We start from the raw sequence: 16,303 nt of genomic DNA on the forward strand, positions 1-16,303 counted from the left end.
TATGAAAATTCAAGAGGCAGTTGAATCTTAAATAATTAATTACCAAATATCGGGGATGGAAAATGAAATTGTATAATGAATTTATCAATATAGCTAAAGTTTTTAATAAAGAGCTAGACATCATTCCATTATTATATGGCTCTTTAGATCTTGAAAAGGTAACTGGGTTAGACTTTTCTCCAGAAGATATTGATCTCCTTATTCCTTTAATTTTTTTAGAGGAAAAGTGGGAAAAACTAAAAAAAGTGATGGAACTGCATGGATACAAAATGGTTGATTTACATGAGCATGAATTTAAGAAAACTAATACAAAAATAGGCATTGCTTACATTGAGGATTTAAAACCATTTGCAGATGTAGACTATAATAATTTAGAGATATTTGAAGATGACGGGGCAAAATATTATTTGCTAACTATTGATGATTACCTCAAGGTTTATAATAGGTCTTTATTAGATAGCTATAGAAGAACAAAGAAGAATAATAAAGACCAAAAGAAAATTAACATATTAAATAAGCTGATACAGAATTAATTTCTATTATTCTCTTTTGTTTCAATTTTAATAACAAATATAAGTTTATACCAATGTGGCAGTAGTGAAGAGACATTTGATCAAAGTACAATACCTTAATATTAAAATACGTAGAGACATAGATGGAGATGTGTTAAGTGATTTAACAGCTGAGAGATGTTTGGAAAAAGAATACCGTTCCCAAATAACAATTATTACTGAAGAATTTTGTTTAGAACTTATTAGCGTTGTAAAAAGGTTTCTTTGTAATCTTTATAAGGTGAAATGAAATGATTTTAACCGGATTTTGATGCGCGCGGGATCCCTTATCTCATATGGGTTGATCGAAAGGGTTTATATGAGTAAGCTTGCTTCTGAGTATGTTACTAATATATTAAAATGAATGGTAATGTCTATGAAACAGCAGGATAATTTGACAGGGGCTTAAGTTAATAATCTGAAGGTTAATTAAAGTAGGATAACTATTCGTTAGGGAAGTGCCTATTATAGAATAAAGTAAACTAACAAAAAGAACAGGAGACTAAAAAATGGAATTTTTCATTAGACAAGAACTCACGCATGAATATAATACGACTGAAGACATTGTTAAAAAAGCTTTTTTAAATGAAAAATATAGCGACAAGAAGGAGCATTTCCTTGTAAATAAGATTAGAAAATCAGATGCATTTATTCCTGAGCTTTCATTAGTCGCTTTAAACGGAAAAGAGATCGTCGGGCATATTCTTTTATCTAGAATAAAAATCGTGGATGGTGATAACGCAGTCGATTCTTTAGCGCTTGCTCCGGTTTCTGTTGCACCTGAGTATCAGAGAAAAGGAATCGGGAGTCAATTAATTCATGTTGCTTTAAAAAAAGCAAAAGAGCTTGGTTATCGTTCAGCCATTGTGTTAGGGCATAAAGATTATTATCCAAAGTTTGGTTTTAAGCCAGCTAGTTTATGGAATATCAAAGCCCCATTTGAGGTGCCTTACGAAGTGTTTATGGCTATAGAGTTATCAAAGGATTCTCTCGAAAATGTAAAAGGTGTCGTTCATTATTCAAAAGCTTTTTCAGTGTAAAATCTAGATGGTTGTTTAAAGAGGCTATCCCCGAAATTCTTACTGAGCGTCTCTTTGGTTTAAAGAATAAAAGAAAGCCGCAAGCTTTCAATTATCTTTCACAGGCAAAGTTGTCATGATCTCTGTCCATTTAAGGTTGGTAAGCAGGGTGGGAACTAGGTACTCCATTCGGGTTTCACTCAAAGCAATTTGCAAACGGTTCTGTTTTTCCAGTTAACGCGCGGTAGAAGTATTACTCAATTTTTAAAGTTGCGGACATATAAGCTACTCTGGCCAATCCGTCTTTCAAAAGTGTTTCATGAACAGACTTGCCATCAACATAAACCTAAGCTAACAGCGCCTTCCATACTGATCTCTGCAATCACCTGTATCAAACTCTAATTGAAGCTTACCGCTTTTAACCCATTCTTTATTTCGATTAGATGCATTTTCGTCACATGGTTACATAGGAGATCTGTTTTTTAGCTTTTGGAGTGTTTACAGTAAGTAGCGAACTGTATCAAAAAAGGACCCAGCGTCATTAATTGATACGCGACATTACTTAAATAGTTAAAAACTGAATATACAAAAAGAAGATAAAACCAATATTTATCTCAGATCAGGTTGAATTTTCTGAAAAAAATGTTGAAAAAGCCGACAGTATTTTATAATATTAACTCAAGTTAGTTTGTTTGATCAACAAACTAATCAGCTGAACTTTAATTGTCCATAAGATATGGTTCTTGCTATATATGGATGGAAGGGGGATAAGAGGATCGATTTAATGGAGCTACTAAACAATATAAAGAATGAGGTTTTTATCCTTTGCGGGTATAGAAAAAAGATGAATTTCCTGTTTACTGATCACCATTTAGATGATGAAAATGCTTTGGGAAAGTAGATCACTATAATTTTTTTACGCTCTTTTGAAAGCGCTTTACAAACGTTTGCTGCCCATAAATCGAGAAATCATTATATCATTTCACACTGTTCCATATTAAAGGATCGAAAAGGGGAGAAATCATGCTCAGTGAAAATGTAAAGAAGATTAGCATGGTTGAAAAAGTTGGATATGCGTCTGGAGATTTTGCTTGTAATTTAATTTATGCAACAGTGTCTACGTATCTTTTGTTCTTCTATACAGATGTTTTTGGTTTATCGGCAGCAGCAGCCGGTACTATGTTTTTAGTGGTTAGAATAATCGACGCTCTCGCTGATCCTTTTATCGGAACAATAGTTGACAGAACGAACAGCAGATTTGGACGCTTTAGACCGTATCTTTTATTCGGAGCTTTTCCATTTGTCATACTGGCAATACTCTGTTTTACAACACCAGACTTTACGGATATGGGGAAATTAATATATGCCTATATAACCTATGTTGGCTTGTCGCTTACATACACAACGATAAACGTTCCATATGGCGCGTTAACTTCTGCAATGACTAGAAATAATCAAGAAGTGGTTAGTATAACTTCTGTTCGCATGTTATTTGCGAATCTTGGGGGACTTGTCGTTGCATTTTTTGTTCCCTTACTGGCTGCTTATTTAAGCGATACTTCCGGCAACGAGTCTCTTGGCTGGCAACTAACCATGGGTATTTTGGGCATGATAGGCGGGTGCCTTTTAATCTTTTGTTTTAAAAGCACAAAAGAGCGGGTCACTCTTCAAAAATCCGAAGAAAAAATTAAATTTACGGATATATTTGAGCAGTTTCGTGTTAATCGTCCACTTGTTGTATTAAGTATTTTCTTTATTATTATTTTTGGAGTGAATTCCATCAGTAATTCGGTTGGCATTTATTACGTAACGTATAACGTAGAAAGAGAGGATTTGGTGAAGTGGTACGGTTTGATAGGAAGTTTGCCCGCTTTGGTCATTTTACCGTTTATTCCAAGGCTTCATCAATTTTTGGGGAAAAAGAAATTACTAAACTATGCATTATTACTGAATATTATCGGCCTTTTAGCTTTACTGTTTGTTCCGCCAAGTAATGTTTACCTCATACTTTTCTGTCGATTAATCGCTGCTGCTGGAAGTCTCACTGCCGGGGGATATATGTGGGCGCTTATTCCTGAAACAATAGAATATGGAGAGTACAGGACTGGGAAAAGAATGGGTGGGCTCATTTACGCTATAATCGGATTTTTCTTTAAGTTTGGTATGGCCTTAGGAGGAGTTGTTCCGGGTCTGGTTCTTGATAAGTTTGGATATGTAGCAAATCAGGCACAAACCCCAACGGCATTAATGGGGATTCTAATTACAACAACCATTATTCCCGTGTTCTTGCTGGTTCTAGCTTTAATTGATATTAATTTCTATAACTTAGATGAGAAAAAATATAAAAACATGGTTCGAGAATTAGAGAATAGAGACAAAGTTTATTTGGATCATATTGATGATTTCAAAGCTTAAAAAAGAAAATAAACTGAGGAGGAGTCCCAAATGAAGATTACCAATCCAGTACTTAAAGGATTCAATCCCGATCCAAGTATTTGTAGGGTAGGAGAGGATTATTATATCGCTGTATCTACATTTGAGTGGTTTCCGGGAGTCCAGATACACCACTCAAAAGATTTAGTAAATTGGCACTTAGTTGCACATCCATTACAGAGAGTTTCACAATTAGACATGAAAGGAAATCCAAATTCAGGTGGGGTTTGGGCACCATGTTTAAGCTATAGTGATGGGAAGTTTTGGCTTATCTATACGGATGTTAAGGTAGTAGATGGTGCATGGAAAGATTGTCACAATTATTTAGTTACTTGTGAAACGATTAATGGTGATTGGAGTGAGCCGATTACATTAAATAGCTCGGGATTTGATGCTTCTTTGTTCCATGATAAGGATGGAAAAAAGTATTTATTAAATATGTTATGGGATCACCGTATTGATCGGCACTCATTTGGAGGAATTGTTATACAGGAATATTCTGATAAAGAGCAAAAATTAATCGGTAAACCAAAAGTTATATTTGAAGGAACGGATAGAAAACTGACAGAAGCTCCGCACCTTTATCATATCGGGAACTATTATTATTTATTAACTGCAGAAGGAGGAACACGGTACGAACATGCTGCTACAATTGCCCGTTCTGCAAATATTGAGGGGCCATATGAAGTTCATCCCGATAATCCAATCTTAACGTCATGGCATGACCCAGGAAATCCATTGCAAAAATGTGGTCATGCATCCATTGTTCAAACACATACAGATGAGTGGTATTTAGCTCATTTAACGGGACGTCCTATTCATCCTGACGATGATTCAATTTTTCAGCAGAGAGGATACTGTCCTTTGGGCAGAGAAACAGCTATTCAAAAACTTTACTGGAAAGATGAATGGCCCTATGTAGTAGGTGGAAAAGAAGGAAGCTTGGAGGTAGATGCACCTTCTATACCTGAAACAATATTTGAAGCAACGTACCCGGAAGTTGATGAATTTGAGGATTCAACATTAAATATAAATTTTCAAACTTTAAGGATTCCATTTACGAATGAATTAGGTTCATTGACTCAAGCGCCAAATCATTTACGATTATTCGGTCATGAATCATTGACCTCGACATTTACTCAGGCATTTGTAGCCAGACGCTGGCAAAGTCTCCATTTTGAAGCCGAAACTGCTGTTGAGTTTTATCCGGAAAATTTTCAACAAGCCGCTGGATTGGTGAATTACTACAATACAGAGAACTGGACGGCTCTTCAAGTCACGCATGATGAAGAACTTGGCCGCATTCTTGAATTAACAATATGTGACAACTTTTCTTTTTCACAGCCATTAAATAATAAAATTGTTATTCCTCGTGAAGTAAAGTATGTATATTTAAGAGTAAATATTGAAAAAGACAAATATTATTATTTTTATTCTTTTAACAAAGAAGATTGGCACAAAATTGACATTGCACTGGAATCGAAAAAATTATCAGATGATTACATCCGTGGGGGAGGATTCTTCACAGGGGCCTTTGTAGGGATGCAATGCCAAGATACCAGTGGTAATCATATTCCGGCCGACTTTAGATATTTTCGTTATAAAGAAAAATAATTTGCACATGAAAAAGGAGATTTCTATTTTAGAACTCTTTTTTCATATGAGAAGGTGCCTATGTCAATATTGCTTCAGAAATACCCCTAGAATAAAAAAGCTCATCTTTAAAGATGAGCTGTACATTCCATAAAAATTACATTGTAACCATGTCCAGAAAATGATCAATCACAATGGAGGACATTCCTAATGCCGACGCATTCTGTCCTAAGGAAGATGGCAATAATTCATAGCTATTGCCTAATTGGGAATAAACCCTTGACGATACTTCACTTCTCATTGAATTTAAAACCATAGGATGCGATTCAATTATGCTATTTCTTAAAATTACGGCCTGTGGGTTGAAAGTATTCAAAATATTGGTAAGGCCTATTCCTAAATAGAATCCAAAATTCTGTAATGCGTTTAAGGTTCCGATATCATTCAGATGGGCGAGGTCTATGATATCTTGATAGGACAGTTTTTTCGCTTTAGTCTGAAGAGATTTTAATAAAGCCTTCTCTGAAGCATACAATTCCCAGCAGCCTCGGTTTCCGCAACTGCATTTAGGACCATTAAAGTCTATTGTCATATGTCCCATTTCTCCAGAGAAGCCGCTTACTCCTCTATATAAATGATTGTTGATAATAACACCGATCCCTATCCCTGTGCTGATACTTACGTAAATAATGTTATCGTGATTTTTTGCAGCTCCAAATACTTTCTCTCCATATGCGCCAGCATTTGCCTCATTTTCAATAAAAACAGGCACATTGTACTTCTCTTGTATCGAAGATTTTAAGTCAATATCTCTCCAGTTGGAGTTCGGAGTGAAAACAATTTTTTGATCTTTATCAATGAGTCCAGGCACGCAAATACCTATACCAATAAGCCCGTACGGAGATTGGGGCATATCAGTAATAAAGTGATGAATCATATCAATCAAAATGTCTTTCGTTATTTCTGGAGAATTGGATTCCAAATGGCAGTATTGATCAAGAACGATCGTTCCTTCAAGGTCTGTTAAAATGCCATTGATATAATCCACACCAACATCTATTCCTACGGAGTATCCTGCCTTTTTATTAAAAACAAGCATGACAGGTCTTCTTCCGCCACTTGATTGTCCTTGACCTATTTCAAATACCAGATTTTCTTTCATTAACGTGTTTACCTGTGATGAAACAGTTGATTTATTTAATCCAGTCATTTCAGATAATTTTGCTCTTGAAATAGGTGAATTTTTAAGGATTTCTTTTAATAATAACTTTTGATTTACTTTTTTGACAAAGGTTTGATCAGCGATATCCACTTCATCCACTCCATTTGTTTAATCTTTAAATTAAGTATAAACATAGTACATAGCGAATCTTTCCTTTATTATATCTAATGTGTTCATAAAAAACTAAAAAAAATATTGAAAATACTGATGAGGTTATATAAGATGAAAATAAGTTAGTTTGTTTAAACAACAAACTAATAGGTAACTTACAAGATTAAATAAAATGCATTTGTATTTGAATGATCATGTTTTGAATTTATTTTTAAGGGGGAAATTACATGGCTCAATCTCATTCCAGTTCAACCAACTATTTTGGAAGCGCAAACAAAGTGGTTTACGAAGGGAAAGATTCGACTAATCCTTTAGCATTTAAATATTATAATCCTCAAGAAGTAATCGGCGGAAAAACGATGAAAGAGCATTTGCGATTTTCTATTGCCTATTGGCATACATTTACTGCTGATGGTACAGACGTTTTTGGAGCAGCTACGATGCAAAGACCATGGGATCACTATAAAGGCATGGATCTAGCGAAGATGAGAGTAGAAGCAGCATTTGAGATGTTTGAAAAACTAGATGCACCATTCTTTGCTTTTCATGACCGGGATATTGCACCAGAAGGCAGTACGCTAAAAGAGACAAACCAAAATTTAGATATGATCGTGGGCATGATTAAAGATTACATGAGAAATAGCGGCGTTAAGCTATTATGGAATACCGCAAACATGTTTACGAATCCCCGTTTCGTCCATGGTGCCGCGACTTCTTGCAATGCAGATGTGTTTGCGTATGCTGCAGCACAAGTGAAAAAAGGGTTAGAAACAGCAAAAGAGCTTGGCGCTGAGAACTATGTATTTTGGGGCGGCCGTGAAGGATATGAAACATTGTTAAATACCGATTTAAAATTTGAGCTTGATAATTTGGCTAGATTTATGCATATGGCAGTGGATTATGCGAAGGAAATCGGGTACACAGGGCAGTTTTTGATTGAGCCAAAACCAAAAGAGCCGACCACCCATCAATACGATACAGATGCAGCAACAACCATTGCCTTTTTGAAGCAATATGGCTTAGACAATCATTTTAAATTAAATCTTGAAGCCAATCATGCCACATTAGCCGGGCATACATTCGAACATGAATTGCGCATGACAAGAGTACATGGTCTGCTTGGCTCTGTTGACGCAAACCAGGGTCATCCTCTTTTAGGCTGGGATACGGATGAATTTCCGACGGATTTATATTCTACGACATTAGCAATGTACGAAATCCTGCAAAATGGCGGCTTAGGAAGCGGCGGATTAAACTTTGACGCGAAGGTCAGAAGATCTTCTTTTGAGCCTGATGATCTAATATATGCCCATATTGCAGGGATGGATGCATTTGCAAGAGGATTGAAAGTTGCCCACAAATTAATCGAAGATCGTGTGTTTGAAGATGTGATTCAACATCGTTACCGCAGCTTTACTGAAGGGATTGGTCTTGAAATTATAGAAGGAAGAGCTAATTTCCACACACTTGAGCAATATGCGCTAAATCATAAATCAATTAAAAACGAATCTGGAAGACAGGAGAAATTAAAAGCGATATTGAACCAATACATTTTAGAAGTATAACAGGATAAGCTCCAGATCCTGCTATCAATACCAAGTCACTGAATTACCCGTCATGATTCCTTTCCTATTGCTTGTTGTTATGACGGGTAACTTCTATAATTAGGATTTATTTAGAGTGAATGGTTTTTTAAAAGGGCAAGGAGTGAAAAAATGAAGTATGTCATTGGAATAGATCTTGGAACGAGTGCTGTTAAAACCATTTTAGTTAATCAAAACGGCAAGGTTTGTGCAGAAACGTCCAAAAGGTACCCGCTCATCCAAGAGAGGGCGGGATATAGTGAGCAAAATCCTGAAGACTGGGTACAGCAAACAATTGAAGCATTGGCTGAATTGGTTTCTATATCCAATGTTCAAGCCAAGGATATTGACGGGATAAGCTATTCGGGACAAATGCATGGATTAGTACTGCTTGACCAAGATCGTCAGGTGTTACGTAATGCAATTCTTTGGAATGATACCAGAACAACGCCTCAATGTATAAGGATGACCGAGAAATTTGGCGATCATCTTCTTGACATCACAAAAAACCGTGTTTTAGAAGGGTTTACATTACCTAAAATGTTATGGGTAAAGGAACATGAACCTGAACTTTTTAAAAAAACTGCTGTGTTTTTGCTTCCGAAAGACTACGTGCGATTCCGTATGACCGGTGCCATTCACACCGAATACTCCGATGCAGCAGGAACTTTACTTTTACATATTACTCGCAAGAAGTGGAGCAATGATATTTGCAATCAAATTGGTATTTCTGCAGATATTTGTCCTCCGCTTGTTGAATCTCATGATTGTGTAGGGTCGCTGCTTCCGCACGTTGCCGCCAAGACCGGGCTATTAGAAAAAACAAAAGTGTACGCTGGGGGAGCAGATAATGCTTGCGGCGCTATTGGAGCAGGTATCCTTTCTTCCGGAAAAACATTATGCAGTATTGGGACGTCAGGGGTCATACTTTCCTACGAAGAAGAAAAAGAAAGAGACTTTAAAGGGAAAGTCCACTTTTTTAATCATGGAAAAAAGGATTCTTTTTATACGATGGGCGTCACGCTCGCTGCAGGATACAGCTTGGACTGGTTTAAAAGAACGTTTGCACCAAACGAATCGTTTGAGCAATTATTGCAGGGGGTGGAAGCTATTCCGATAGGAGCCAATGGACTGCTATACACTCCTTATTTGGTTGGTGAAAGAACGCCGCATGCTGATTCTTCTATTCGGGGAAGCTTGATCGGAATGGATGGAGCCCATAATAGAAAGCATTTTTTGAGGGCAATAATGGAAGGTATCACATTCTCTTTACATGAATCAATTGAGCTATTCCGCAAAGCGGGAAAATCAGTTCATACTGTTGTTTCTATTGGTGGGGGAGCTAAAAATGATACGTGGCTGCAAATGCAAGCTGATATTTTCAATACGAGGGTAATTAAGTTAGAAAATGAACAAGGGCCAGCTATGGGGGCTGCAATGCTGGCTGCCTTTGGAAGCGGATGGTTTGAATCCCTTGAAGAATGTGCAGAGCAGTTCATTCGTGAGGCTGCTGCATTTTATCCAAAGGCACAAAATGTTCAAAAATATAAAACACTATTTGATTTGTATAAGAACATTTATACTCACACAAAGGATCTCAATCAAGCTTTGAAGAGCTTTCGAAAAAACTAATGATGTTATTGTCCGGAGATCAACGAAAGAACAATTAACGATTAATCATCAAAGGCCTTTGATGACATGGCTGCCTTCTTTTGAAAAGATGGTGAGAATAAGGTATCGCAACCTTTAAACAGTATTGGAGTGTCCAGCAGACAAAACGAACGAGCGGAACCGTATTCTGTCAGCGAACACTTCAAGAAGTGAGAAAGCTTAGGAATGCCAATGGGTAAGATGTATGAAACCGCGCTAACGACGGTAGAGGGATCTCTTGATTTATGATGAAATAGGAAGGATGTTTACACACAAATAACCCCCTCACATTGACGTGAAGGGGTGTTTTTTATTGTTACTATACAGCGGAAATTTTACAGGCTAGTTGCATGATTTTAGCTTGATAAGCAGAATGGAACTAGACTCTCCATCATCTCTTTCTCATTCTTTGGAAACTGCATTCTGCTAGGTTTGCTGCTTTTTTTAACAAACAGTGTTTTTCTATTTCACACAGCCATTAAATCCTCTGTTCGTCACATAACCGCTCTTACTCCAAATTGACAGTTTATCTGATTTTGCTTCTTGCTCATCTAGTCTGAATTGGTCTATGTATTTTGTGTTAGGCTCATATACATATGCTACTCTGGCCAATCCCTCTTTCAATAATGTCTCTTGAACAGATTTGCCGTCAACATAAACGTATGCTAACAGTCTTCCATACTTATCTCTGCGATCGCCTTTATCAAATTCCAGCTGTAGCTTACCGCTGTTGACCAATTCTTTATTTCGTTTCGACGCATCCTCACCGTATGGTTGAACACAAGAATTTGGTTTCTTCGTCTCAGGTGTATCAACGAGCAAGTAGCGCACTGTGTCTTCCTTTCCGTTGTAAATAACCTTAATCGTATCTCCATCTATTGCTCTATCTAATGTAACATCGACCAATTTCTTCTGATTTTTTGAATGAGGCGTGCCGGCCTTTTGTTCTGTCTGATTATATTTATTAGATTGAGTATCTTGAGAGACTTGCTCCGTCCCATTAGAATCTGAATGGTTTTTGGCTGCGTGATTTGATCCGCAAGCTGCCAAAGTAATACTTAAAACGATTGCGATCATACTGATCAAAATCTTCTTCATATTGATTCCCTCTTTATCATTTTCTCTTTTTGCGTTTAAACATCATCATTATAACGATATGGACATTTTTTGTGAATGGAAAACTTCAAGGGAACTTATAACACTCCAAATTGCCAATAGTTAACTTTACAACGAGATGATCAAAACATCACCATCACATAGCGGAAATAAATAATCCTGAAAATAATATTGACTGAAAATGCTTTTGGAATTATGATAATATGAGAAATGACAATAATGTAACAAAAACATTACTACAACATAACAACTGATAGCTTAGGTTTATTCTATTGGCTAAAAATGTAAACGGTTACAAATCCAGAGGCGAAAATCTAAGATAGAGATGACTTTAGTTTTGACTCAATATCCACACTGAAAGAGCTTATTAAGTATTCTTAATAAAGGCAGGGGAAATGGATATGAATGAACATCGAAATCGAAGGTTGAAATTAATAATGATTTCAGCAACTTTTGGAGGGCTTCTCTTTGGATATGACACCGGAGTTATAAATGGAGCTTTACCTTTTATGGCAAGGCCAGATCAGCTTGATTTAACACCGGTTACAGAAGGGCTTGTTACGAGTATTCTTTTATTAGGTGCCGCATTTGGAGCGTTGTTATGCGGAAGATTGGCTGATCGATATGGCCGACGTAAAATGATCCTTAATCTTTCCTTTTTATTTTTCCTGGCATCACTGGGAACAGCGTTAGCACCTAATGTTTTCATCATGGCGGCCTTTCGTTTTTTACTGGGGCTGGCTGTTGGAGGAGCCTCGGCGATGGTGCCGGCCTTTTTAGCAGAAATGGCACCGCATGAAAAGAGAGGGCGTATGGTAACCCAAAATGAACTAATGATTGTTGGCGGGCAATTTTTAGCATATGTTTTTAATGCGATCCTCGGTGTAACAATGGCAAATACGGGACATGTTTGGAGATACATGCTAGTCATTTGTGCTGTTCCGGCTATCATGTTATTTGCCAGTATGCTTAAGGTCCCAGAAAGCCCCCGATGGCTAATCACCAAAGGCAAAAACAGTGAGGCGCTGCGAGTTCTTAAACAAATTCGAGAAGATAAACGTGCAGAAGCTGAATGTAGAAAAATTCAAGAAGCGGTAGAAAAAGATACAGCACTAGAAAAGGCATCACTCAAGGACTTTTCTACACCATGGCTGCGCCGTCTTTTATGGATTGGAATTGGTGTTGCCATCGTGAATCAAATTACAGGTGTGAATTCGATTATGTATTATGGCACACAAATCCTTAAAGAATCTGGTTTTGGTACAAAAGCGGCTTTAATCGCTAATATTGGAAATGGGCTGATATCAGTTATTGCAGTTATATTTGGGATTTGGCTGGTCGGAAAAGTGAGACGGCGTCCAATATTATTGATTGGTTTGGCGGGGACGACTACAGCTCTCCTATTGATTGCGATTTTCTCAATTGTGCTTGATGGATCTATGGCACTTCCTTATGTAGTGCTTTCTTTGACCGTTTTATTTCTTGCCTTTATGCAAGGGTGTGTAGGACCTGTGACTTGGCTTGTCATAGCGGAAATATTCCCTCAAAGGTTAAGAGGACTTGGTTCTGGGATAAGTGTTTTTTTCCTTTGGATATTAAACTTTGTGATCGGTTTTGCTTTCCCGATCTTGCTTAGCTCTGTAGGTTTGTCTTTTACATTCTTTATATTTGTGGCTTTAGGTGTATTGGCAATCGGTTTTGTGTACAAATTCATGCCGGAAACAAAAGGGCGTACACTTGAAGAATTAGAAGAGCATTTTCGTTCTCGACACGATCATAATACTCCTGAACAATCAGTTATTGAGTTATAAATATGTTGAAAATCTCTCTTCTTATAGGAAGGATTTTTTTAGTTTCAGAAAAAACAAAATCCCTCTGGTAGAGGGATTTTGATTCAGCATTTTAAGATGTTCTACACGTATAATACTGGAGTTGATACTTTAAAAATCTCGCCATCTCTTATATAAAAACGAGGGATGCGGCGGCTTAATGTAGACACGACTTCATAGTTAATCGTATTGAGCATTTCAGCCACTTCATCAACGGAAATCTCGGCTCCTTTTTGCTTACCGTAAATCACGACTTCTTCTCCTTGTTTACCTTCACCGTTTTCTCCTAAACTGACCATGATCATATCCATTGTTACTCTTCCCGCCACTGGCACTCGTTTTCCGCGATGAAGAACAAACCCGCGATTGGAAAGGGCCCGAGAATAGCCGTCAGCATAGCCAATCGGGAGTGTAGCAATTACTTCATTAGGTTCTGCGACGTATGTAGCACCATAGCTAACGGTTCGGGGTTCTGTACGCATGGTTTTCACATAAGCGATGCGCGCCTTTAAACTTAACGCAGGTTCAAGCTTAACGAGATTTAGTTGTTTAATATAGGCTGAAGGATATAAACCATATAAGCCGATACCTAAACGGATCATATCAGCGCTAAATTCCGGAAATGCGATAGCTGCAGCCGTGTTGCACATATGCACGGTGGGCAGCTCAATCCCCTGTTTTTTTAAAAAGCTGAGAAAACTGATGAATTTTTCATGCTGCAGCTTTGTGAGTGTGGTGTCCGGTTCATCAGCTGTCGAAAAATGTGTGAAAATCCCTGTCCATCTGAGGAATTTACTTGCCTTTAAGGCTTTCACTACTTCTAAAAGTTCTTCCTTTGTGCGTACACCTAATCGTCCCATGCCGGTATCCACGTTAATATGAATGGCCAGCCGGTTAGCACTCGCTTCTTTTTCCAATATCTCGTTTGCTTCTTTCATCCAATCAACCTGAAATGCTGATAATGTTATATTCCAAGCTGCTGACTTCTTTACACAACTAAGGGATGTAAAACCAAGCACAAGGATAGGTGCTGTAATCCCAGCTTTACGTAAAACGATTCCTTCCTCCACACTGGCAACAGCAAGCTCACTCGCCCCGTGTTCCAGTGCATGGCGTGCCACTTCTATAGACCCGTGGCCATAACCGTTCGCTTTTACAACAGCCATAATTTTGCTCTTATGTGGAATATGACGGCGGATCGCTCGCAAATTCTTTTTAACGGCATCAAGATTGACTTCGATCCAAACTTCTCGGCAAAGCTTTATCATCAACGCTTCCTTCCTTCTTATGGATTATAAATACCACCTATTGCCGCAAGAATAAATGTTAATTGTTGGATGATTCGATCTTATTTTATTCAACTTTATTTGAAATCATTCAACAGCAAATCCATGTGATACGAGAAGGTGCTTATCAATGTTCGAATAGCAAGTACGGGATACATGAGGCTTGTAAGTGGGGTGTTAATGGGTACGGCAACTGAGGATTACAAAAATGATTATTTGTTTTGGGACATTTTTTTCTAAGGGTGGATGATAACGAGAAATCTAATCAGGAAATACTTACCGTTGTTATGAACATTGGAAGAACCTTTTAAATGAGAAGGGCTGAGGAAATTCTGTAAAAGATAATCGGTTGAAAAGGCAGTCGATTCCTTGTTCCATAAACCTAACATCAGAGTATATAATTAAACTCGTATGCACAAAAATCGTTTAAGTAAGGGGAATACATGAATAGGGGAGTTAGTTTTCAAATACCGAATGAATATGGAAATTTTCTATGGAGAATACTGCAGCCGGTAGAAATAGCTAATTATAGGTGGCAAACGAGTGGGGAATCTTATTTTGTTGTAGAAGGAGAGCTCGATGATGAGGAGCTTTTTCATGACTACGCAATTGTTGAAGGGGCAGTTTTTGAGCAACAATTAAAAACGAATCAGTACTATACCATTTTCGTTGAACTGAAAGCATTTCCATATGGAAAAATGGTTAATCAAGTCAATACATATGAAGAGTTTGCTGACAGTAATTGCGAACTTGTCCTTTTGATAGCAGATAATAGCTACGTTTCGATTTACTGTATAAACAAAAATATCATTGAAAAACTTTACTTCAATGCTTTACAGAATGATTTTGAAGACGTTCAATTTATAACTGATGAAAATGACACAAGAACAAGCCTTACTGTATGATACTCAATAAAAATTAAAGGAGCTAGTACATGACAATGCAAATTAAAATCAAGTATCTAGATGAAACACAAACAAGAATCAGCAAAATTGAGCAGGGAGACTGGATTGATCTTCGGGCAGCTGAAGATGTAACAATCAAAAAAGATGAATTTAAGCTTGTCCCATTAGGTGTTGCAATGGAGCTGCCTGAAGGTTACGAAGCACATGTCGTCCCTCGTTCAAGTACATATAAGAACTTTGGCGTTATTCAAACAAATTCAATGGGTGTTATCGATGAGTCATATAAGGGAGACAACGATTTCTGGTTCTTTCCTGCTTATGCATTGCGTGATACTGAAATTAAGAAGGGTGATCGTATCTGCCAGTTTAGAATCATGAAGAAAATGCCGGCGGTTGAATTGGTTGAAGTCGAGCATTTGGGAAACGAGGATAGAGGAGGACTCGGTTCAACAGGTACGAAGTAAACAAAATAAATCCTTGGCTGTCTTCATGCTGTGTGATTGATCAATGGAGGTTTCAGCCAAGGTACATATAAATATTATGTATAAAATGAATATTTTAATACGAAGGATTTAATTAAAAACAAAGTTTAAAAAGGGAAGTTTTGAAAAAGTGAAATAGTAATAACTAAAGTCGATAAAGAACCTAAAGATGTCAAAGAAACAATTTTTCTGGTGCTTTGCTTTTTTGAAGGTTTACTTAGCTCGTGGATAACTGCCCCCCATAAAAGCATGGATGCTAAAATTATAATACTTATATACATAAAGATGCTCCTTTTATTATATTTACAGTTTTTACATTTTTATCGATTTTACCACATTTTGGATTGAGATGTCGATGAAACAAGCATCTCTATAAATAAATACTTTTATCTAAATTTTTATAAGTATGGGAAGGCAACTAAAAACTAGTAATGCCACTAATAATAAGCCAAGTTAAATGACATGTGTTCATTAATAATTGAATTTACAGCAGCTATGAGACAAGTTCAAAATATAATATGAA

General features: G+C 37.2%; 12 protein-coding genes and 2 pseudogenes. 10 read left to right on the plus strand and 4 right to left on the minus strand.

The window, feature by feature from the left end:
- Positions 1 to 62 precede the first annotated feature (62 nt).
- Together NSU05_RS09290 and NSU05_RS09295 are read left to right on the plus strand one after the other, a co-directional pair.
- Positions 63 to 533 (plus strand): hypothetical protein, encoded by a 471-nt coding sequence (locus NSU05_RS09290; RefSeq protein ID WP_038429014.1) that lies wholly within the window; start codon positions 63 to 65, stop codon positions 531 to 533.
- A gap of 527 nt (positions 534 to 1,060) precedes the next feature.
- Positions 1,061 to 1,591: an N-acetyltransferase gene (locus NSU05_RS09295; RefSeq protein ID WP_029726898.1), complete on the plus strand. Its 531-nt coding sequence runs from the start codon at positions 1,061 to 1,063 to the stop codon at positions 1,589 to 1,591.
- A gap of 130 nt (positions 1,592 to 1,721) precedes the next feature.
- On the opposite strand, the pseudogene NSU05_RS09300 reads toward NSU05_RS09295, so the two are convergent.
- Positions 1,722 to 2,092: pseudogene (locus tag NSU05_RS09300) on the minus strand (thermonuclease family protein); the annotation flags it as partial.
- Between the two features lie 501 nt (positions 2,093 to 2,593).
- Here NSU05_RS09300 and NSU05_RS09305 point away from each other — a divergent pair.
- Together NSU05_RS09305 and xynB are read left to right on the plus strand one after the other, a co-directional pair.
- Positions 2,594 to 3,985 carry an MFS transporter gene (locus NSU05_RS09305; protein WP_038429015.1) on the plus strand — a complete coding sequence of 464 codons (1,392 nt, stop codon included), beginning with the start codon at positions 2,594 to 2,596 and terminating at the stop codon, positions 3,983 to 3,985.
- Between the two features lie 30 nt (positions 3,986 to 4,015).
- Complete coding sequence (gene xynB / locus NSU05_RS09310) at positions 4,016 to 5,617, plus strand: xylan 1,4-beta-xylosidase (RefSeq protein ID WP_106074189.1); 1,602 nt, start codon at positions 4,016 to 4,018, stop codon at positions 5,615 to 5,617.
- A gap of 136 nt (positions 5,618 to 5,753) precedes the next feature.
- Here xynB and NSU05_RS09315 read toward each other — a convergent pair whose 3' ends face one another.
- Positions 5,754 to 6,908 (minus strand): xylose repressor, encoded by a 1,155-nt coding sequence (locus NSU05_RS09315; protein ID WP_038429017.1) that lies wholly within the window; start codon positions 6,906 to 6,908, stop codon positions 5,754 to 5,756.
- A 248-nt stretch (positions 6,909 to 7,156) separates the two neighbouring features.
- Here NSU05_RS09315 and xylA point away from each other — a divergent pair, with 248 nt between their 5' ends.
- The 3 genes and pseudogenes from xylA to NSU05_RS09330 all read left to right on the plus strand — a co-directional run.
- Positions 7,157 to 8,494 carry a xylose isomerase gene (gene xylA / locus NSU05_RS09320; protein ID WP_038429018.1) on the plus strand — a complete coding sequence of 446 codons (1,338 nt, stop codon included), beginning with the start codon at positions 7,157 to 7,159 and terminating at the stop codon, positions 8,492 to 8,494.
- Between the two features lie 150 nt (positions 8,495 to 8,644).
- Entirely contained in the window at positions 8,645 to 10,144 is a 1,500-nt protein-coding gene (xylB, locus tag NSU05_RS09325) for a xylulokinase (RefSeq protein WP_038429019.1), read from the plus strand.
- Between the two features lie 101 nt (positions 10,145 to 10,245).
- A pseudogene (locus NSU05_RS09330) lies at positions 10,246 to 10,411 on the plus strand (glycoside hydrolase family 11 protein); the annotation flags it as partial.
- Between the two features lie 213 nt (positions 10,412 to 10,624).
- Here the strand turns inward: NSU05_RS09330 and yncB are convergent.
- A complete protein-coding gene (gene yncB, locus NSU05_RS09335; protein ID WP_015252020.1) occupies positions 10,625 to 11,260 on the minus strand; it encodes an endonuclease YncB in 636 nt (211 codons plus the stop codon).
- 413 nt (positions 11,261 to 11,673) lie between these two features.
- Between yncB and NSU05_RS09340 the strand changes: the two genes are divergently transcribed.
- Entirely contained in the window at positions 11,674 to 13,089 is a 1,416-nt protein-coding gene (locus tag NSU05_RS09340) for a sugar porter family MFS transporter (protein WP_038429020.1), read from the plus strand.
- A 101-nt stretch (positions 13,090 to 13,190) separates the two neighbouring features.
- Here NSU05_RS09340 and alr read toward each other — a convergent pair whose 3' ends face one another.
- Positions 13,191 to 14,375: an alanine racemase gene (gene alr, locus NSU05_RS09345; protein ID WP_021479223.1), complete on the minus strand. Its 1,185-nt coding sequence runs from the start codon at positions 14,373 to 14,375 to the stop codon at positions 13,191 to 13,193.
- A 461-nt stretch (positions 14,376 to 14,836) separates the two neighbouring features.
- On the opposite strand from alr, the gene NSU05_RS09350 reads away from it, so the two are divergent.
- Both NSU05_RS09350 and dutA read left to right on the plus strand, forming a co-directional pair.
- On the plus strand, positions 14,837 to 15,298 hold the full coding sequence (locus NSU05_RS09350) for a DUF2691 family protein (protein WP_038429021.1): 462 nt from the start codon (positions 14,837 to 14,839) through the stop codon (positions 15,296 to 15,298).
- Positions 15,299 to 15,327: 29 nt separating this feature from the next.
- The gene (dutA, locus tag NSU05_RS09355) at positions 15,328 to 15,762 is read left to right on the plus strand and encodes a dUTP diphosphatase DutA (protein ID WP_003245820.1); all 435 of its coding nucleotides are present in this window, start codon (positions 15,328 to 15,330) and stop codon (positions 15,760 to 15,762) included.
- The last annotated feature ends 541 nt before the right edge of the window (positions 15,763 to 16,303 follow it).

The sequence above is a fragment of the Bacillus sp. EU52 genome (assembly GCF_037964975.1).
GTDB classification, from domain to species: Bacteria; Bacillota; Bacilli; order Bacillales; family Bacillaceae; genus Bacillus; species Bacillus subtilis.